The organism is Streptomyces sp. ALB3, assembly GCF_044385685.1.
In the GTDB taxonomy this organism is placed as follows: Bacteria; Actinomycetota; Actinomycetes; order Streptomycetales; family Streptomycetaceae; genus Streptomyces.
Genome location: NZ_JBISCE010000038.1, coordinates 1 through 19,797 on the forward strand (window position 1 = coordinate 1; position 19,797 = coordinate 19,797).

Genomic DNA, 19,797 nt, shown 5'->3' on the forward strand with positions numbered 1-19,797 from the left:
CCCCAGTTGTCGGCGCTCCTGCGCTCGTCGCGTGAGTGGTTGTCGTGGATGCTCTGGACCAGGTCGCCGCTGTCGCCGAGAAGGAGTGCCATGTTCTTGGTGGCCTGGTCCCACTCCGCCTGGACTCCGCGGTACATCTGCTGGTCGTCGCCCTCCCAGGACATCACGAGCGGCTTCAGCTCGTCCTCGAGGTTGTTGAGGGTCGTGATGATCTGCTGGGTCTGGCCCTTCAGTTCCTCGATCGCGTTCCGGACCGTGGAGTACTGCACATCGATGATGCCGTCGGCCATGGTGTCTCCTTCGGGTGGCCGGGCGTCGGTGGCCCGGGAAGCTCACGGTTTCCGGCCTCCTCGGAGGGGCCGGGGCCGCAGGGGTGGGTCAGCGCAGCGCTTCGAAGACGCCCTGGCTGGTCTTGCTGTTGAGCACCTCGGTCAGGTCCTGGTTCTCCTTCGCCAGGCGGTTGGCCGAGGTCACGTTCTCCTGGAGCGCGTCGATCATCTTGCTGATCTGGACGACGACCTTCTGCGCCTCGGAGTTCCAGCTGCGGAAGAGCTTCAGCAGAGCCTGGCCCTCGTCACCGCCGACGCCCGAACGCGCCGCGACCTCGGCCACGTTGTTCTGGATCTTCTCCACCGCGGCCCGGGCCGACTCCAGGGAGGAGACACCTCCCAAGCCCTTGGCATAGTCCGCTTTCCTGCCGGAACCGTCCGCCATGTCACGCTCCCTTCGTTCAGGCGAGTCTCCTCGCACCGTTGCCGCTGAGGCTAAAGAGAATCCACCGCCCGGCGCAACGTATGCAGGGAAGATTTGAGCATAGGTCAGCTCGCGAGAATCCCGGCGCGGCAATGGAGTTGGCCAAATGTTTCCCGGAAATGAACGCGGCCCGCCCACCGTCCGGGGCGGTGGGGCGCCAACTCGGCGCCTCGACCCGATTCGGTCGGGAAACGGGCAGCCGAATAGCGGAACCGGTCATCCGGGCGGTCCGTTTCCCACAGAGCGTGTGCGTCCCCGAGTGGGCCGTCACAGGTGCGGCCGTGAAAAAAATTTGAGCTATTCCTGAGCTTTACCGGCGGGCTCCATGTACGTCGAATGGGACCGGAGGTGACAAGAGTTCAGCAGGAAGTCACTCCGGCCCTCCCTTTTCACTTCTCCGGCGCCGTATGCGGTTTATGCCGGAATTCAGGACGTGGTGGCGACCGCGCCGGACGTGTCCTCCGCCCGCTCCGCACCAACCTTCTCCCCGTCCTGCTCCTCCCCCGTCCCGGAACCGCAGCGCGGAGCTGTGACCTTGGGCTTCGCGGCGCCGGAGGCGGCGGCCGGGTCCAGGTCCGCACCCGTCGGGAGGGCTGCGAGCAGTGGTGCGGGGACCGAGCCGATGTCCCCTTCCGCGTAACCGAGCGCCGCCAGGGAGTCCTTGGCCGAAACCCGGTACTTCACGCCGTTCTCCGCCACCAGGTAGGTGGTCCCGGCGTGCGCGGCGCCGCTCGCGTTCAGGGCCCGGACCAGGGCGCCGTGCCCCGGCCGCACCACCGTGGCGTCCGTCCGGACACAGGCCGCCCGCAGCGGCTGGGCGGTTCCCTCCGACACCGCGACCGGTGCCAGCTCGGCCAGCGGTACCAGCACCGACTTGATCCGGGCTCCACCGTCGTCGCCGTCCACCTGCGCGCACAGCGCCGTGCCGCGCGGCGCCGGCTGCGGGGCCGGAGGCGTCTCCGGCAGTTCCGCCGACCCCGCGGTGCCCGCGTCCGCCGCCCGGTGCTCGCGCAGGGCGTCCGCGCCGACCGCGCGCACCTGCGGTGACTGCCCCGCGTAGGCGTCCTTCTGCGTTGCCGGGTCGCCCAGTACAAGCGCCGCGCCGAGCCGGGTCAGCGGCACCAGGCCGTCCTGCCGCAGCAGGTGGTAGCTGGTTCCTCCGCCGGGCACGCTGACCTCGAAGAGCTGGCCGATCCGGCTGGCTTCACCACCGAGCACCGGGCCCTTCCCGCCCCGCCCCGGGACCTCGGGCGGCTTCAGGGCGGGTCCGGGAGCCAAGGCGTCGAGGAAGGCCGCCGAGACCGGCATCGGCCGCTCGGAACCGTAACCGAGGGCGTTGCGGGCGTCCGAGGCGCGGTCCAGCGCCAGCCGGCTGCCCCGCCACACCAGGTACTCGGTGCGGTCCGGACCCCGTACGAGCACCCCGCGGTCCCCGGCGACACCGCGTGAGTCCAGCGGCGCCCCCGCGACCAGGGTGGTGGCGCCCGGCTCCTCCACCCCGGTCCCCGTCACGGCTCCGGACGTGCTGGGCTCCGCCCCGTCCGGTCCGGTGACGCACATGTGCCAGGCTCCGCCGTCGAGCTGGCCGGGTCCTGGCAGGGTGTCCGGTGCGCCGGGGATGCCGGCGGGGGACCCCACGGGAACGTCCCGCAGCGAGGCGGTGGCGACGTCCACGGTCGCCAGGTCCGAGCCGCCGATCAGTCGCGCGGAGGCGTAGTTGCGTACCGGATGCAGTACGCCGTCGGTGCCGGTCCACAGGTACCGGGCCCCTGTGTCGCGGTTGACCACCAGGTTCCTGCCGTCGCGCCAGCCGTCGTTGCCGCCGGGGCGCAGCAGCCCGTAGACGGTGGCGCCCGCGCCGACCAGGAGGGTGACCAGTACGCCGAAGACCACTCCCCGGGTGGTGCGCCCGAGCGGGCTCTCCGGGGCGTCCGGGTCAGCCGTCAGCAGGCCCGAACTCAGCCTGCCCATCATGAAACCGTGGGCCTGCACCTGGTCGCGTTTGGACTGCACAGCCTCTCCTCAACTCGTTTTGCGTGTACCGGCGTACGGGTGTGCTCAGCCGAACAGGCCGCGCAGCCAGCCGAAGAGGCCGGCCACCCACAGGCAGAGCGGCAGCAACGCGACGGCGAGGCCGGTGTGCGCCAGTTCCGCCGCACGGCCCCAATACGGCAGCACCCGACGCCCCGGCACCGTCCAGGAGGCGGTCACGAGTCCGGCCGCCACGGCGAGCAGTACTCCGAAGACCACGACGCGGCCGTCCGCGTCGCTGTCCACCGCCCAGGCGCGCGCCATCAGCAGCAGCCCCCAGATCCCCGGCAGCGCGAGGGCAAGTCGCTGGCCGATGTGCACCAGGCCCCGGCAGTGGAGGAGCAGCAGGAGGCTGAGCGCGAGGGCGGTGAGCACCTCGGGCAGGTCGGGGTTCTCGGCGAGGACCACCAGGGCGGCCGCGACGACGGCGCCGGTGGCGCCGAAGAGGGCGGTGACCCATCGCCCGGCCAGTTCGGTGCGCTCGGCGACCTCGTCGCCCGCGTACGGGTCGATGCCTTCCTGCAGCTCACCGGCGGTGGACGGCAGGGACGGCATCCGCATCCCGGCCAGCTTGAAGGCGAACGGTGCGACCGCCCCCGCGGCGAGCACCGCCACGGTCGCCACCAGCGCCACCGCGGCCGGCGCGTCGAGGCCGGTGTACCCCACCAGGGCCCCGGCGATCGCGGTGGCCACCGCGACCGTCGCGGTGGCCAGCAGGGCCGGGGCTCCGACGGCGGTGGCGGCCAGCGCGAGGACCGCGCCCCCCGCTCCGGCGGCGCCGGCCGCGAGCAGTCGTGCGCCCACCACCTGTGCCGCGTCGGGGCCGGTGAGGTCGCCACCGGGCAGTACCCATCCGACGAGCGCCAGGCAGGGTGCGACGAGCAGGCCGAGCGCGGTCGCCGAGAGACGGTCGCCGACGGCGCGGCTGGCAGAGCCCGCGCCCGCGAGCAGGAGCAGTCCGACGACGGCCGCGCAGGCCGCCCTGGAGGCACCGGAGCCCGTCGTCACCCCCGGCCGGAAGACCAGCACGAGGGCGGTCACCACGGTGGCCACGGCTGTGCCGACCAGCAGGCCGCGTGCGGCCCCGGGGTGCCAGGTGTGCAGACGCCGGCCCACGGTCTCGGCTATCCCGTCGACCAGGTCGTCGAGCCGTGCCTCGGGCAGCGCCTCGGTGTGGGGGCGCAGGTGGAGCACGGTGCCGTCGGCCAGCCCGGCGCGTGCCAGGGTGGTCTCCTCGTCGAGCGGGGCGTCCCCCAGGCGCTGGAGCACCCAGCCGGCGTGGTCGAGCCCGGCTTCCTCGGCCTCCTCGCCGACGTACCGCAGCAGGGTGGGGAGCAGATCGGCGACCGGCACGTCGGCAGGCACCGCCAGATCGATACTGACGCTCGGTGCACGTACGGTCAGGCGGCACGATTCGGCCACCGCGCTGTCGGTCATCAGCTGAACTCTCGTCTTCCGGAAGGCTTTGACAGGAGGACTTCCCCGCGAGAGGGGATGTGCGAACAGTACGGAAGGCCTGTGCGGCCCCGAACCGGGGGCCCGGGCACGGAATGTGCGTCCGCGGACCCGGTGACGACCGCCCCGCGTGGACAGGTCGCGTTCCGTGAATGCACACTACTGCCTACGACCACCGGGTCGTGCTGCGGATCGGACTCCATTTATCCGAAATGTGGTCGGGCATCACGGAAGTTGACCGCTCCCTGCCATCCGCTCGAGACATTCATCCGGCGTTCACCGTCCGTCATGCGGGGCCCGGGTGAATCGCGCGGTGCGGCCTTTTCCACCACCGGGTGCGCCGGAATTGCGGTGCGGGCCGGGAAGTCAGTGAACCGGAGGATCTGTTCCCTTGAGTGTCGTGCTGTTTCGCCGCCCCGCCCGCAGGCGCGGGCCGGAGATGCCCGAGGGGCAACTGACCCTGCAGGAGCCGCCGGTCCTCGCCGAGACGGTGCCCGACACCTCGGCGATCTGGACCTACCTGCCGATGGCCCTGATGTCGGTGTCGATGATGCTGATGTTCCTGCGGCCCGGCGGTGGGAACAGCGTCTTCATGTATCTGGCGATGGGCGTCATGGCGCTCTCCGCCGGTGCCATGCTGCTCGGGCAGCTGATGCGCCGCTCCAGCGAGCGCAAGCAGCGCCTGAAGGGCGAGCGCCGCGACTACCTCCGCTACCTGGCTCAGACCCGCAAGCGGGTCCGGGCCACCATCACGGAGCAGCAGCGGGCGCTCGCCTGGCGCCACCCGGAGCCCGCATCGCTCCGCTCCCTGGCCCGCACCTCACGGCTGTGGGAACGCCGCCCGACGGACGAGGACTTCGGCGAGGTCCGGCTCGCGGTCGGGGAGCAGCAGCTCGCCCTCACCCTCAACCCGGTCTCCACCCGCCCGGTGGAGGACCTCGAGCCCCTCTGCGCGCACGCCCTGCGCCGATTCATCCGTGCCTACTCCACCATCCCCGAACAGCCCCTCGGCCTTTACCTGCGCTCCTCGGCCCGCATCCTGCTGCGCCCCGAGGAGACGCCCGGACAGGAGCCCGCCGAGCCGGGCACCCCGCCGCCGGCGGGGGACGGCGAGGGCCCCGGCGCCGAAGCGGTGCGCTCCCTGGTCCGCGCCGTGCTCGGGCAGCTCGCGGTGTTCCACGCGCCCGAGGAGCTGTGGATCGCCCTGTGCGTCAGCGACGAACGGCGGCCCGACTGGGAGTGGGTTAAGTGGCTGCCGCACGCCCTGGACCCGCACGAGGAGGACGGCGCCGGCCAGGCCCGCCGCATCACCGCGGACCTGACGGAGCTCGACGACCTGCTGGGGGCCGAGTTCGCCGAGCGCCCCGGTTTCGATCCGGAGGCCCGCCCCGGCCGCGACGAGCCCTACACGATCGTCGTCCTGGACGGTGTCACCGTTCCTGAGGGCCACCGCTGGGAGGGGCACGGCTACCGCAACGCCCTGGCACTCGACATATCCGGGGCGCTGCGCTGGCGCCCCGGCCGCAACACGCTGCGGCTGACCGTCGGGCCCGGCCAGGTGAGCCTGGTGCGGACCGACCGCAGCCGCAAGGAGCGTTCGGTGCCGCTGGGCCGGCCCGACCGGCTCGGCCCCCTGGGCGCGGAGTCACTGGCCCGGCTGCTCACTCCCCGCCGGATGAGTCTGGGCACCGACATCGCACAGCCGATGGACACCGATGTCGAGCTGACCACCCTGCTCGGCATCCCCGACCTGCACCGGCACGACCCGCACACCCTCTTCGACCGGCACACCGGTTCCGCCCGCCTGCGGGTGCCGATCGCGGTCGGCGTGGACGGCCGTCCGGTGGACCTCGACATCAAGGAGTCCGCCCAGGGCGGCATGGGCCCGCACGGCATGCTCATCGGCGCCACCGGATCCGGGAAGAGCGAGCTCCTGCGCACCCTCGTCCTGGGGCTCGCCCTGACCAACTCCTCCGAGACCCTCAATTTCATCCTGGTCGACTTCAAGGGCGGCGCGACCTTCCTCGGTCTGGAGGAGCTCCCTCACACCTCCGCCGTCATCACCAACCTCGCCGACGAGGTCGCCCTGGTGGAACGCATGCAGGACGCCCTGCACGGTGAACTCATCCGCCGCCAGGAGCTGTTGCGTTCGGCCGGCAACTACACCTCCGCCCTCGAGTACGAGCGCGCCCGCGCCGGAGGAGCGCGGCTCGCCCCGCTGCCCAGCCTGTTCGTGGTGGTCGACGAGTTCAGCGAGCTGCTCTCCGCACACCGGGAGTTCATGGATCTCTTCGTGATGATCGGCCGCCTCGGCCGCTCCCTGGGGGTCCACCTCCTGCTCGCGTCGCAGCGACTGGACGAGGGCCGCATGCACCAGCTCGAGAGCCACTTGTCGTACCGCATCGGCCTGCGCACCTTCTCCGCGATGGAGAGCCGTGGCGTGCTCGGCGTCCCCGACGCCTACGAGTTGCCGGCCCAGCCGGGCAGCGGCTATCTCAAGTCCGGCGTGGAGGCCCTGACCCGCTTCCGTGCCGCCTACTCCTCGGGAACGTACCGGCGCCGCACCGGCGCGGTGGTGCAGGCCCGGGTGGCCAGCCAGGTGGTGCCGTGGACCAGCGGCTGGGTGGTGCCCCGCACCCTGGATCCCGCCACCGAGCCGGAGCCCGAGACCGAGGAGGCGGGTGACGAGGAGGCTCTGCTGGACGTCGCCCTCGACCGGCTGCGTGGCTCCGGGCCCGCCGCCCACCAGGTGTGGCTGCCGCCGCTGGACGAGCCGTCCCCGCTGGACGCCCTCCTGCCGGGGATCTCTCCCGACCCGGAGCGCGGCCTCACCGCCGCCGGCTGGTCCGGCACCGGCAGGCTGCGGGTACCGGTCGGGCTCGTGGACAAGCCCTTCGAGCAGCGCCGTGACCCCCTGGTGGTGGACCTCTCCGGTGCCGGTGGCCACGTCGCCGTCGCGGGTGGTTCGCAGAGCGGCAAGTCCACACTCGCCCGCACGCTGATCGCCGCCCTCGCGCTCACCCACACTCCGGCCGAGATCCAGTTCTACTGCCTCGACTTCGGCGGTGGCGGCCTCTCCCAGCTCGCCGCCCTCCCCCACGTGGGCGGTGTCGCGGCGCGGCTCAACCCGGAGCGGGTGCACAGGGCCGTCGCCGAGGTGATGACGCTGCTCGCCCGCCGTGAGCAGTTCTTCGTGGACCACACCCTGGACTCCATGCAGTCCTACCGCCGCCGCCGCGCGGCCGGGGAGTTCCCCGACGAGCCCTTCGGCGACGTGTTCATGGTGGTCGACGGCTGGTCCACGGTCCGCCAGGACTACGACGGCCTCATCCCCAAGTTCAACGAACTCGCCGCCCGGGGGCTCAACTACGGGATCCATCTGATCATCACCACCACCCGCTGGGTGGAGCTGTCCGCCCAGGTCCGTGACCAGGCCGCCACCCGCCTGGAACTGCGGATGGGTGACCCGATGGACTCCGAGATCGACACCCGGAAGGCCCGGGCGGTGCCGCGCAGCGGCGGTCGCGGCATCACCGCCGACAGCAAGATGCACTTCCTGGCCGGCCTGCCCCGGCTGGACGGCAGCGGATCCCTCGACGACCTCGGCGACGGCGTCACGCATCTGGTGGCCGAGATCTCCCGGCACTGGAAGGGAGCACCCGCCCCGCAGGTTCGGATGCTGCCGCACCGGCTCCCGCTGGCCGAGCTCCCCGCGCCCGAGGCCACCGAGGGCGGCGGTATGCGTCTCGCACTCGGCATCGACCAGGACGCCCTGGAACCGGTGTGGCACGACTTCAGCCGTACGCCGCACCTGATCGTGGTCGGTGACACGGAGAGCGGCAAGACCAATCTCCTGCGGGGCATCACCCAGGGCATCACCGCCCGCTACACCCCCCAGGAGGCGAAGATCATCGCGGTGGACTACCGCCGCACCCTGGTGGACGCCGTCCCGGAGGAGTACCGCATCGGGCACGTGATCTCCCTGGACAACCTCAAGGAGACCATCGAGGGCGCGGCCCGCGCGATGAAGACCCGCGTTCCCGGTGCCGACATCGCCCCCGCCCGCATGCGCCGGTGCGACTGGTGGACAGGCCCGCGTCTGTTCGTCCTGGTCGACGACTACGACATGGTCTCCGGCAACTCCTTCCAGAGTCCTTTCGAGCCGCTCTTCGAGAACCTGACGCTCGGCTTCGAGATGGGTCTGCACCTGGTCGTCGCCCGTAGTGCCATGGGGGCCGGCCGCGGCCTCAGCGACGGTCTCATCCGGCGACTCGACGAGGCCAACAACCCCGCGGTCCTGCTCTCCTGCCCGCCCACGGAAGGCCGCCTCTTCGGCGACGCCAAGCCCCTCAACCTCCCGCCGGGCCGCGCCCTCCACATCGCGCGTCGCCGGCCGCGGCTGATGCAGACGGCTCTGGTCGAGGAGAGCCCGGGCCAGCTGGACTGACACCGGACGACGAGACCCTCCTGAGGCGTACCTCAGGAGGGTCTCGCTCCGTCAGGACCCGCTGCTCACTCCGTACGTGCCCCGCCCGCGTCCGCCGGGCGCCATCCCCGGGCACGGGCGCGGGAGAACGCGAACCCGGCCCAGAGGACGGAGAGCACGGCGGCGGAGCCGAGCAGGACGAAGAGGGTGGCGCGGCCGGTGGCGCGGTCGGCCGCGGAGGTGTCGCGGACGGTCACGGGATCCGTGGCCCGCTCCGCGCCGGGGGCGCCCGCCGGGGCTCCGAGGACCGTGGTGACAGCGGCGTAGGCGTCCAGTTGCGGGATGTCGGCGGGATAGGCGGTCGCGGTCAGACGGCGGACGACATCGTCCGGTGACTCGTCGGGGTGGGCGGCTCGGACCAGTGCGGCGGCCCCGGCGGCGTAGGCCGTGGCCACCGCGACGCCGCCGCCGAGGTAGTGGCCGTCGCCCCTCGGACCGCCGGAGACCACCCCGGCGCCGGGGGCGGCCAGGTCGATGCCGCCGGTGGGGACGGAGCCGTCCGGGCGGGCGCCGCCGGGAAGCATGTCGGCGACCGAGAGGACGCCGGGATCCCCGGCCGGCCAGTAGGTGCGGGACCGGATCTCCTCGGTGCCGCCCCGGGAGGGCGGTTCCGGTGCCGCCGCTGCCACCACCACCGCGCCCGCGCGGCGCGCCTCGGCCACGGCACCGCTCAGCGCCGCGTCCTGGCCCGGCAGCGCCACCGCCACGGCGATCACGTCGGCCCGGGCAGCTGTCGCCTCGCGCAGCGCCTCCACGACGAGGCCGGCGCTCGCCCGCCCGCGCCGGTCGGTGCCGCGCAGCGCCAGGATCTCCGCGCCCGGGGCGAGTCCGGCCAGACGAGGGCTGTCACCGCCGGTTCCGGCGATCAGCCCGGCCAGGAACGTACCGAGCCCCACGCAGTCGTCACCGGCCGTACCCACGGCGTCGACCCTGCCCTTCAGCCCCTCCGCCCCGGGATCGACACCGGTGCCGATCAGTGCGACGGTGACGCCCGCACCGGTGCTGTGCCGGTGCAGCCGGTCCACGTCGAGGCGCTGGCGCGACCAGTCCTGCTTCCTGGCCTTCTCGCGGGAGGCGGGCGTGCAGGCCACCTCGTCGGCCCCGGGGTCGAGAGCCGAGGGCATACCCGGGAGTTCCTGGCCCTTCTTCCCGTCGGCCGCGGGGGCGCGTGAGGGGGGCGCCGCCTGTGCCTGGACGGCTGTGGGCAGCAGCAGTGCGGCCGCGAGGCCGGCGCCGGACAGCAGGCGGGCGGCATCGCGGACGGAACGGCTCATCGGGGCGCCACCTCCGGTGACGCGGCCGTGACGTCGGCGGGGAGGAGGACCCGCAGGTCGTCAAGGGTGGGTGCGGCCAGCGAACTGAGCCGTCCCGCCTGGCGGGTGACCATCGACTCGACCACCTGGCGGGCCAGCCGGGCGTTGCCGAAGGAGCGGTCCCGGGGCAGGGAGTCGAAGTACTCCTTGAGGAGGGGCCCTGTGCCGGGCCCGCACTCGTACCCCATGTGCGCGGCCTGGGCGCGGACGATCGTGACCAGTTCCTCCGACGAGTAGTCGGCGAAGGTGATCCGCCGGGGGAACCGGGAGGACAGACCGGGGTTGGAGGCGAGGAAGCGCTCCATCTCGTCGGTGTAGCCGGCGACGATGACGACCACCTCGTCGCGGTGGTCCTCCATCAGCTTCAGCAGGGTGTCCACCGCCTCCTGGCCGAAGTCGGCGCCGCCGCCGCGTGGGGTGAGGGTGTACGCCTCGTCGATGAACAGCACGCCGCCGCGGGCCCGTTCGAAGACCTCACGGGTGAGCTGGGCGGTGTGGCCTATGTACCGGCCGACCAGGTCGGCGCGGGCGGCCTCGATCAGCTGGCCCCGGTCGAGGACACCGAGCTGCGTCAGCACCTCGCCGTAGAGGCGCGCGACGGTGGTCTTGCCGGTGCCGGGCGGGCCCGTGAAGACCAGATGGTTGCTGAGCGAGGGAACCGGCAACCCGGCGGCGGCACGGTGGCGGGCCGTCGTGATGAGGTTGACCAGGTCCGCGACCTCGCGCTTCACCTCGGCCAGACCGATCATGTCGCCCAGGCGCGTCAGCGGGTCGTCGTCCGGTACGGCGGAGCCCGCCGTCGCGGCGGCGGTGGCGGAGACGTCGTCCGGCAGCAGGAGCCGCAGGTCGCGCTCGCTGACCTGGGGCTGCGCGGAGAGCCGTACCGCCTGCCTGTCCACCATCTCCTCGAACACCCCTCGTGCGGCGCGCCCGTTGCCGAATCCGGCGTCCCTCGGCATCGCCCCGAAGTGCGCGGCGAGTGCCTCGGCGGTGCCCTCTCCCAGCTCGTACTGGTGCTGGGCGCACATGCTGTCCATGATCGCGACCAGGTCGGGCACCGAGTAGTTCTCGAACTCGACGGTCCGTGAGAAGCGTGAGGCCAGTCCCGGGTTGGAGCCGAGGAAGGACTCCATCTCGCGGGAGTAACCGGCCGCCACCACCACCACGTCGTCGCGGTGGTCCTCCATCAGCTTCAGCAGGGTGTCCACGGCCTCGCGGCCGAAGTCCGCGCCACCGTTGCCGCTGTCCGCGGTGAGCGTGTACGCCTCGTCGATGAACAGCACTCCGCCGAGCGCCCGTTGGAACGTGTCGGTGGTCTTGATCGCCGTGCCGCCGACGACCTGGGCGACCAGATCGGCGCGTGAGACCTCCACCAGGTGCCCGCTGCGCAGCGACCCCAGCTCGGCCAGGATCGCGCCGTAGAGGCGGGCGACCGTGGTCTTGCCGGTGCCGGGCGGGCCGGCGAACACCAGGTGCCTGCTCATGGGCGGGGCGGGCATGCCGAGTTGTTCGCGGCGCTGGGCGAGCTGCGTCAGGTTGACCAGGGTGCGCACCTGCTGCTTGACGTTCTCCAGTCCGATCAGCGCGTTGAGGGCGCCGAGCGGGCCGTCCGCGCGGTCCGGAGACGGGCCGTCAGCGGCGCCGGACCCGGCCGGGTCGGTGTTCTCCGCGCTGCCGGTGCCCCAGGCGTCACGCTTGCCGTTGCCCGTGCTGTTGAGGCCGTCCACCGCGAGACGTTCACCGGGCGCCGTCTGCACCAGGCCCCCGCCCTCGTTCTCCCGGGCGAGGCAGTTGACCAGCGAGACCGGCGCGGTGGACTCCACCCGGAAGCCGTCCTGGGCGCCGCCGGTGGACTCGCAGCCGCTGAGTGAGGCCAGCGCGCCCTCACGCAACAGGAAGCCGTGCCCCTTGGCGGCGTGCACCGCGGTGCGGTTGGCGGTCAGCTCGCCGCCGGCGGCGACCACCACGCCCTCCTCGCCGGACATCTCGACGCGGAAGTCGCGGACGGTGACGTTCCCACCGTCCTCCACGACCAGGCCGCTGGTGGCCGTGTCGGACACCCCGCCTCCGGCCAGGTAGAGGGTGCTGCCCGAGGCCACGCGGACGCCCGCGCCCTTCGGCCGGACGATCTCGCAGTCCTCGGCCCGGCCCCGGGCGTCCCTGGTGGCCGCGATGCCGTCGCCGGAGGGCTCCACCAGCCGGGCCCGGCGCAGCAGCGGGTTGGCGCCGCCCAGGACCGCGACCGCGGGCGAGCCGCCGATCACTTCGAGGCGGTCCAGTTCGGCTGCCGAGTCCTCCTCCAGGAGCAGTCCCGTGCCTTCGCAGTCGCGCACCGTCAGCCCGGTCAGCGCCGGCGAGGCGGCTCCGGCGACGCGCAGCGCAGCGCCCTGCGCGCCGTCCACCCAGCAGTCCTCGAAGGTGCCGCGCGCGCGGTCGGTGACGAGCACGCCGTGGCCGCGGACGCGTGAGACGCGGCAGCGCCGCAGTACCGGGTCGGTGCCCCCGGCCAGGGTGATCCCGTTTCCGGAGGCGCCGGTGACGCGCACGTCCTCCAGTGTCGTGCGGCCGGCGCTGCTCAGGTGCACGCCGGTGCTGGTGTCGTGGACCACGGTGCGGATCACCGAGACGGCACAGTCCTGCTCCAGGGCGATGGAGGGCTTGTCGGTCGAGGAGATGTCGCAGTCCTCGACGCTGCCGCGGGTCTCGCCGTTGGCGAGGAGGCCGTTGCCGCGGGCGTCACGCACCGTGCAGTCACGGACGCGTGCCTCGCCCTGCTCCGCGAGGACCAGGCCACTGGTGCCCAGATGTTCGAGCGTGCAGGACTCCACGGTGGTGGGTGTGGTCGACGTGACGACGATGCCCGCGCCCTGCGGGTTGCTCACCCGGCAGTCGCGCAGCGCGAGGGAACCCGTCCCCCCGGCCAGCATCGCCGTCCAGGCCGCGCCGACGATCTCACAGCCGTCGAACGCGGCCTGCCCGCGCCGCACGTCCACGGCCGGCAGTTCGGCGTCGCCGCCGCGCAGGGTCAGCTCCGAGAACATCACGGCGTCCGCGCGCAGCGCGACCACGCTGCCCGAACGCGGCCGGATCTCCACCGTCCCCCGCCCCTCGGCCGCCGTGAGGGTGACCCTGGTGTGGATCACCAGGTTCTCGGCGTACGTCCCGGGCCGGACGCTGATGAGCGCACCGGTACGGGCTGCGGCGAGCGCCTCACCGATCGTCCGATACCGGTCCGTGGGACCGACCGACAGTACCTGGCGCGACACGCACCAACCTCCTTGCTACGACGGCGTCTTCCGCAAGCACCCCTCATCGCCGGGGGCGCGTCGACGAGCCGACGGTGCCATCATGCCCCGTCATCGGGGCACGCGGTCCCCGGGAGCCGTGCTCCCGGACTCGGGGCGCCCGGTCAGACGCTCCACTTCTGACTGTCGGAACCCGTGCAGCTCCACAGTTGCAGCGCCGCCCCGCTGCTCCGGTTGCCGTCCTTGATGTCGACACACATGCCGACGACCGTGTTGACCAGGTCGTGACTGCCGTTCAGGGCGAACTTCTGGGCGGCGTTGCCGTTGCACCAGACGATCTGGAGGGGCGTGCCGTTGCTGAAGTCGGCATTGGCCACGTCCAGGCACATGCCCTTGATGCGGACGGTCCCGTCGGAGGCGAACTGCCATTGCTGTGCGGGGGCGTTGTTGCAGTCCCACACGTGCAGTGCCTTGCCGTCGCTGAAGTCGTGGTCCGGTACGTCGATGCAGCGGCCGGAGAGATGGCTGCGGAAGGAGACGGGGGCGCTGAAGGTGACGGCGGTACCGCCGGCCTTCGCGGGCTGGTTCTTCGCCCCGCCCGTCGCCTTCTCCCCGCTGTCCTTCTTCGGCTCGTCCTTCGTACCGGCGGCCTTCTTCGGTGCGTCCTCGGCCGTGTCACGCTCCGCGGCGGGGGCGGGGGCCTGCTTCACCGGCTTCCCGGGTGTATCCGGCTTGTCGGTGTCCTTCTCGGTGGCTTCCGGGGAACCGGTTGCGGGATCGGTCACCGCGAAGTCGCCCGGGGTCTCCTGCGCGCTGCCGTCGAGCACGGTCCCCGCCGCCGCCACCGACGGCTGTTCAGGGTCCTTGTCGTCGTTCCCGGCGAACACCAGGAACGGCACCGACACGAGCAGCGCCCCCGCGACCGCCGCCCCTGCCAGCACCGCCTTGCCCGGCCTGCCCACGGGCCCCGTCTGCTGCTGCGGCCGGCCGATCGCGGTCGCGGTCATGGTGCGTACGAGCGCGGGCAGCCTGCTCTGGGCGGCGGCATCGGGCTCGGCTTCCGGCACGGACCGCGCGTCGGGGGAGGCCCCGGGCCCGGGCTCCGGCTCCGTCACGCCTCGGCGGCCGGGGGCCTTCTCGCCTTCCGCCGTCTCCTTCCCGGTTCCTCCGTCCGTCGCCTCTCCGCTCCCGGTCTCCCCGGACTCCGGCGCCGTCGTAGCGGACGCCCCGGCCTCCGCCCCGGTCTTCGGCTCTGCCGGCTCGGACGGGGGCGCGGCGGGGGCGGCGGTCGTGGCGGTGGTACCGCCCGCGGTCGTCTCCCCGCCTTCGGAAGCGGACACGGCGCGGGTCCGCGGAGTGGTGGAGGGGTGCTGGGGCGAACGCGTCACGGGGTCCTCCCTGTGGTGTGGGGCGGCCAGGGGCCGGATGGGCTGTCGGTCCGGCGGGCGGAGGGTTCCGCCGCATCGAGGCCGGTGGGCCGGACCGCACCGACGGGGGCGAGGGGGCCCTCCTCCGCCGTGGCGCCGGCTGCGGACACCGAGGCGCCGGCTGCCGGCTCCGCCGCGCCGCCTGCGGCGCGCTCGGGGCCGCGCAGACTGTCCGCCGGGACGAACAGGGGGGCCGCGGCCCCGGCGTTGACCATCAGCATGGTTCCGGGCCCTCCCGGTGAACGGGCCAGTTCCCGTCCCGCCACGGTGTCATGCCGAAGTGCCGCGGACATGAACTCGTGTGCGGGTGAGGTGAACACCAGGATCACCGGGGCCCCGTCCCGTCCGGCGGCCGTGAGCGGCCCGCCGTCCGGCGCGCGTACCACGGACACCTCCGCCTCCGCCAGCGCCGCGAGCGCCGCTTCCACCGAGCCGTAGCCGGTGGCGGCTCGCTGTGCCGCCGCGTCCACCGGGTCGGTGGGCTCCGGCCAGCCGAGGACGCGCGCCGAGGGGCGGTACGCGGGATTGGCGCGGTACTCCCCCAGGTCCCCGCTCTCCTCGGACCGCCACTCCCCCAGCACCGCCCACTCCGGCGGCGTGCGCTCCTCGGTCCACTCGGGGTCCACCACTCCGATCCAGTGCCCCGGCGCACGGCGGCCGGCAGCCTTGACGGCCTCAGGGATGCCGGAGGGGGGAGCACCCCCGTTGCTGTCGGGGCCAGGTGCCGCGGAGCCGAGGGCCGGCCCGGAGGCCTCCGGCATGGCGAACGAGGCGGCGTCCTGGCCCTCTTGCCGTTCTCCGGGGTACATCTCCACCTGGGCTCTTGGATGTGACGGTGTCTCAGTTCGCGCATGGCGACGCGCGCGCCGACGCTGATCAGATCGGGGAGTCAACAGGATGTCACATGAGCACCACCCGTAGGCATGTGCGGAAGATCCGTATCGGCCTCCTCCGTGCCCGTTTCGTGCCCGAAGTGAGAACTTTCCGGGATCAGTGAGGCGTGGGAGGACAAAGCGACGGAGGCGCCCGGGGCCGGGGACCGTGCGTCTTCTCCGCGACGGACTACGTTGGGTACGTCCTCGGGCCCTTCGACGTACGGCGCCTTCCCGGCCCGGCCGTCCGGGCCGAGGCCGTACGGGAGCACCTCGCAGCAAAGGGCGCGGGGCGGCCGCCGCCCGACCCGCCGGGTCGGGTGGGTCGCGACGACGAGGACCGGGCCGGTCCGGCCCGCCTCGACGCGTCGGTCGCCGACGCCCGCGAGGCGCCCCGGCGTTCGTTCTTCCGCCCCGCCTCCTGCCTGCCGGCAGGTCTGCCACCGAGGAGAAGCAACCACATGTCCCCCCAGCCTCCTTCCCCCGGCGCGAACACCGCGGCGCAGGCCGCATCCGGCGAAGAGGCGGCCGGCTCACCGCCCGTGCCCGTCCCACCGCCCGAGGAGGCGCCACGTCCGGCCGCCGGCCCCGAGACGGAGGCCGTCGCCGCCCCCGCCGGTGATTCCGCCACCACCACCGCACCCCCGCCCTCATCGGCCGGGGCGCCCGAGGAGGGCATCGGCCTGGCGACGGCCGCCGGGACGGCACCGGGCGCGAGGACCGGCACCGGCGTCGACGGAGGGCGCCCCCGCACGCCGATCCTGGCGGGCGCCGCCTTCCTCGGCGCCGCGCTGGTCGCCATACCCCTGCTGCTGGTCGGAAGTGCGAACGACAGGGAGCAGGAGAGCACCGCCGTGCGGCCGGCGGCGGAGGGTGCCGGCACCGTCCTCGACCCGGATTCCGCCCCCGCGGCCATCGAGGACTACGTGGCCGGCACAGCGAGCGCGTCCCCGGGCAAGGAGAAGCCCGGGAAGACCAGAACACCGCAGGCCGCCGCTCCCGCGCCCGCGCCGGAGCCCGGCACGGGCAGCCCGGCCGCGGAGAAGCCCAAGGCCACGCCCAAGGCCACGCCCAAGGCCGAGCCCAAGTCCAAGCCGAAGCCGAAGGCGGCCCCCGAGCCGGACTGGTCCACGGTGACGTTCTCCGCGCCCAGTGTCCTGCAGGTCAATCAGGCCTGGACCACCAATCGCATCCGCATGGTGATGCAGACCGACGGCAACCTCGTCGTCCTCAACGAGCAGGGCAAGCCCATCTGGGCGTCCATGACCTTCGGCGAGAACCACCGGGCGATCTTCCAGCCCGACGGCAACCTCGTCATCCACAACGGTGACGACCGCGCGATCTGGGCCTCCCGGACCCATGACCACGCGGGCGCCCGGCTGGTCCTCCGGGCCGACGCCAAGGTGGTCATCGTGCACGACGGCAGGGTGGTGTGGTCCACCTGACACCGATCGGTGGTGCGCCGCTCACGAGGGCCGGCCGGACCCAGGTCCTGGCTACCGGGCAGTCGCGTCACCGGGGCCGGCGCCGGTCAGTCCTCGGCGGTCTGCCCGGCCCGGACCCGCCAGGGGACCCGGACCACTGGGGAGCGGCGACCGCGCAGCGCCGCGCGGGCCGCGTTGGCGCCGGGCGCACCGTGCACACCGCCGCCGGGGTGCGCGGACGCCGAGGCGAGGAAGAGACCCTTCACCGGTGTCTCGGGCCGGCCTGTACCGGGCATGGGCCGGAACACCAGCTGCTGGTGCGCCGCCGCGGTGCCTCCGTTGATCGCTCCACCGTGCAGGTTCGCGTCCATGGCCTCCAGCGTGGGCGGCGCGAGGACCCGGCGGGACCTGACCCGCGAGCGAAAACCGGGGGCCCAGCGTTCGATCTCGTTCTCCACGCGATCCGCCATGGCCTCCTGCTCCCGCCGGTCCCAGAGCCCGGTCAGCGAGTCCCCGCCCGCGTCACCCTTGATCCGGTGCGGTACGTGGGTGTAGGCCCAGGCGGATTCGGTCCCCGCCGGGGAGCGCGTCGCGTCAGCCGTCGTCATCTGCCCGAACAGGAGGAAGGGACGGTCCGGCACCTGCCCCGTCGCGATCTGCGCGGCGAACCGGGTGAGGCCGTCCACGCCGTCGGCCAGGTGGACCGTTCCCGCCGTGGACGCCTCCCCCGCCGTCCAGGGCACCGGACCGTCCAGCGCCCAGTCGACCTTGAAGGTGGCGAAGTCCCACTGGAACCGGCGCAGGTCGTTCAGCAGGCTGCCGGGCAGATGCCGTGCGTCGAGCAGCTCACCGAAGAGCGCGGGTGCGGACACGTCGGCGAGCACGGCCCGGGAAGCCGGCACCGCCTCGCCGCTCGCCGTGCGCACGCCTACGGCACGTCCGCCGCGTACCACGACCTCGTTGACGCGCTCCCCGCAGCGGACCGCGCCGCCGTGCCGCTCGAGCCGCCGCACCAAGGCGTCCGTGAGCGCTCCCGCCCCGCCCACGGGCACCGGGAAGCCGTACGTCTGTCCGAGCATGGACATCAGCCACCCGAAGCCTCCACTGCCCGCTGCCTCGGGACCGAGGTCCGCGTGCAGCGCGTTGCCCGCGAGCAGCAGCCTCGCGGCTTCTCCCCGGAACTGCTCCTCCCCCAGGCGGCGTACGGGCAACAGCAGGGACCGTGCCAGCCGCAGGCCCCCGGCAGCCCGGAGCCCTGCGGCGAGACGGACCGCCGGACGCACCGGGGGGAACGGGGTGAAGAGGGCACGGATGATGTCAGGGCCGAGGCGTTCCCATGTGGCGCACAGATCGAGCCAGGCGGCTCCGTCGCCGGGCGCGAAGGCGTCCAGGCCTTCGGCGGTGCGCGTGGACCCACTGTCGAGGACGGCGCACCGGCCGTCCGCCAACGGGTGTGCCAGCACACGCGGGGCGCGGCTCCAGCTGAGCCCGTCCTCCCCCAGGCGCAGGTCGGCGAGGATCGGGGAGGCCGCGGCCAGCGGGTAGAAGGCGCTGAAGACGTCGCTCACGAAGTCGGGGTGGACGCCCCTGTCGCTGCGGACGGCACCACCCGGTTCGGGCTGCGCCTCGAGGACCTCGACGCTCCATCCGGCGTCGGCGAGCAGATTGGCCGCTACGAGGCCGTTGGGCCCAGCACCGATGATCACCGCGTCCGGCATCGTTACCTCCTGCGTTCTCGTGACGGTCAGTGACGCGGGCCCTCAGACAGCCGCTCGGTCATCCCTGGGACCGGCGGACTCGCGCTGGCGAGCAGCGCTCTCCACGACGTGCGCCAGGCGGGCCAGCATGCTGCGGTGGCGCACCTGTATGAGTGCTTCCGCCACCGAGTTGTGCAGCGCGCCGGCCGGTCCCCGCAGGGGGTGTTCGTCGATGATCACCAAGGAGTCCTCGCCCCACGGCCGCACCTCGACGGCGATCCGTGCCGTGCCGAGCCGCCCGCTGTCCGCCTCGAGTTCCAGCGTCCGGGGCGCCTCGCAGCGCCGCACGACCGTGCTTCCGGTGACCGACCACCGTCCGAGGCGCACCGTGTACGTGATGCTCGATCCGAGTTGCGGCCATGTGCCCTTGCCAGGCCTCGTCCCGGACGTGCCGACCACCCAGTCGCCGTACAGAGTGCTGTCCGCGAGGACCGCCCAGACGTCTTCCACAGGACGTGCGATCAATCGGTTCCGTGCAGCCATCGGCCCTCCAGCCCTCGTGAAACACACGCCACGAGTACCCGGTCCTTCATGTCCCACTCGCATGTCACTCCCGGGCTTCCGGAGCATTCGCCGCCTGCGGGATATCGCCGCTGACAAAGCCTCGCACGCCACTCCCGGGAGAGCAGTGGGAAACTCCGCGCATTCGGCGGTGTTTGCGTGCGTGCGGGACTCGGGCGCCCGATGAGCGACATCCCCGCCGGTTCCGGCGTGCCCCGTCCGCCTTACGGGACCGGGACACCGCTGCCGTCGCTGACGCCGCGCGGCAGGGACGGTGGGGCACCGCGCGACCTGCGCTCGCGCGTGTCGGCCGGGGCATCCGTGACGGTCCGGCCACGGTCCGCCGCTGACGTGTCCCGGCCGGCCTGCCCGTCCGCCCGGAAATTCCCGAGCCCTGCGGCAATTACTCCGGTCGCGGGGGCCTTCTCATTCGCCGTGGACCGAAAGGCATGCGTTTCCTCGCATCCGAGCCGGGTACCAGCGGGATGAACACCGCATCGCGGCCTTACGAACGCCGTGATGCCACCGAAAGG

Annotated in this window: 12 protein-coding genes; 2 read left to right on the top strand and 10 right to left on the bottom strand. The window is 73.0% G+C overall.

The features are described 5' to 3' along the window. From ACHFIV_RS23840 to eccD, 4 genes are all read right to left on the bottom strand, one after another. Positions 1-290, bottom strand: a 290-nt coding sequence (locus tag ACHFIV_RS23840) for a WXG100 family type VII secretion target (RefSeq protein ID WP_398972582.1), incomplete at its 3' end; no start/stop codon positions are given. A gap of 88 nt (positions 291-378) precedes the next feature. Then, positions 379-714 (bottom strand): hypothetical protein, encoded by a 336-nt coding sequence (locus ACHFIV_RS23845; RefSeq protein WP_389196478.1) that lies wholly within the window; start codon positions 712-714, stop codon positions 379-381. Between the two features lie 465 nt (positions 715-1,179). Beyond that, positions 1,180-2,766, bottom strand: a complete 1,587-nt coding sequence (gene eccB / locus ACHFIV_RS23850; protein WP_398972586.1) for a type VII secretion protein EccB — start codon at positions 2,764-2,766, stop codon at positions 1,180-1,182. Between the two features lie 45 nt (positions 2,767-2,811). Continuing rightward, positions 2,812-4,221 (bottom strand): type VII secretion integral membrane protein EccD, encoded by a 1,410-nt coding sequence (gene eccD, locus ACHFIV_RS23855; RefSeq protein WP_398972589.1) that lies wholly within the window; start codon positions 4,219-4,221, stop codon positions 2,812-2,814. Between the two features lie 409 nt (positions 4,222-4,630). Between eccD and eccCa the strand changes: the two genes are divergently transcribed. Next, positions 4,631-8,686 carry a type VII secretion protein EccCa gene (gene eccCa / locus ACHFIV_RS23860; RefSeq protein WP_398972592.1) on the top strand — a complete coding sequence of 1,352 codons (4,056 nt, stop codon included), beginning with the start codon at positions 4,631-4,633 and terminating at the stop codon, positions 8,684-8,686. A gap of 65 nt (positions 8,687-8,751) precedes the next feature. Here the strand turns inward: eccCa and ACHFIV_RS23865 are convergent, their stop codons facing one another. The 4 genes from ACHFIV_RS23865 to ACHFIV_RS23880 form a co-directional block, all read right to left on the bottom strand. Then, positions 8,752-9,999 (bottom strand): S8 family serine peptidase, encoded by a 1,248-nt coding sequence (locus ACHFIV_RS23865; protein ID WP_398972595.1) that lies wholly within the window; start codon positions 9,997-9,999, stop codon positions 8,752-8,754. Then, the gene (locus tag ACHFIV_RS23870) at positions 9,996-13,304 is read right to left on the bottom strand and encodes a right-handed parallel beta-helix repeat-containing protein (protein ID WP_398972598.1); all 3,309 of its coding nucleotides are present in this window, start codon (positions 13,302-13,304) and stop codon (positions 9,996-9,998) included. The genes ACHFIV_RS23865 and ACHFIV_RS23870 overlap by 4 nt, the downstream gene beginning before the upstream one ends. A gap of 143 nt (positions 13,305-13,447) precedes the next feature. Continuing rightward, the gene (locus tag ACHFIV_RS23875) at positions 13,448-14,671 is read right to left on the bottom strand and encodes a ricin-type beta-trefoil lectin domain protein (protein WP_398972601.1); all 1,224 of its coding nucleotides are present in this window, start codon (positions 14,669-14,671) and stop codon (positions 13,448-13,450) included. Further along, positions 14,668-15,519, bottom strand: a complete 852-nt coding sequence (locus tag ACHFIV_RS23880; protein WP_398973008.1) for a type VII secretion system-associated protein — start codon at positions 15,517-15,519, stop codon at positions 14,668-14,670. The genes ACHFIV_RS23875 and ACHFIV_RS23880 overlap by 4 nt, the downstream gene beginning before the upstream one ends. Before the next feature lie 524 nt (positions 15,520-16,043). Here ACHFIV_RS23880 and ACHFIV_RS23885 point away from each other — a divergent pair. Further along, the gene (locus ACHFIV_RS23885) at positions 16,044-17,027 is read left to right on the top strand and encodes a mannose-binding protein (RefSeq protein WP_398972604.1); all 984 of its coding nucleotides are present in this window, start codon (positions 16,044-16,046) and stop codon (positions 17,025-17,027) included. 86 nt (positions 17,028-17,113) lie between these two features. Here ACHFIV_RS23885 and ACHFIV_RS23890 read toward each other — a convergent pair whose 3' ends face one another. Both ACHFIV_RS23890 and ACHFIV_RS23895 read right to left on the bottom strand, forming a co-directional pair. Continuing rightward, complete coding sequence (locus ACHFIV_RS23890) at positions 17,114-18,724, bottom strand: phytoene desaturase family protein (RefSeq protein WP_398972607.1); 1,611 nt, start codon at positions 18,722-18,724, stop codon at positions 17,114-17,116. 42 nt (positions 18,725-18,766) lie between these two features. Beyond that, on the bottom strand, positions 18,767-19,246 hold the full coding sequence (locus ACHFIV_RS23895; protein ID WP_398972610.1) for an SRPBCC family protein: 480 nt from the start codon (positions 19,244-19,246) through the stop codon (positions 18,767-18,769). Positions 19,247-19,797 lie beyond the last annotated feature (551 nt).

What these genes read in the sequence shown, in the direction of transcription:
- eccD (WP_398972589.1), bottom strand. Translation starts at nt 4,221, where the DNA reads ATGACCGACAGCGCGGTGGCCGAATCGTGCCGCCTGACCGTACGTGCA.
- ACHFIV_RS23885 (WP_398972604.1), top strand. Translation starts at nt 16,044, where the DNA reads ATGTCCCCCCAGCCTCCTTCCCCCGGCGCGAACACCGCGGCGCAGGCC.
- ACHFIV_RS23890 (WP_398972607.1), bottom strand. Translation starts at nt 18,724, where the DNA reads ATGCCGGACGCGGTGATCATCGGTGCTGGGCCCAACGGCCTCGTAGCG.
- ACHFIV_RS23880 (WP_398973008.1), bottom strand. Translation starts at nt 15,519, where the DNA reads ATGTACCCCGGAGAACGGCAAGAGGGCCAGGACGCCGCCTCGTTCGCC.
- ACHFIV_RS23865 (WP_398972595.1), bottom strand. Translation starts at nt 9,999, where the DNA reads ATGAGCCGTTCCGTCCGCGATGCCGCCCGCCTGCTGTCCGGCGCCGGC.
- ACHFIV_RS23895 (WP_398972610.1), bottom strand. Translation starts at nt 19,246, where the DNA reads ATGGCTGCACGGAACCGATTGATCGCACGTCCTGTGGAAGACGTCTGG.
- ACHFIV_RS23845 (WP_389196478.1), bottom strand. Translation starts at nt 714, where the DNA reads ATGGCGGACGGTTCCGGCAGGAAAGCGGACTATGCCAAGGGCTTGGGA.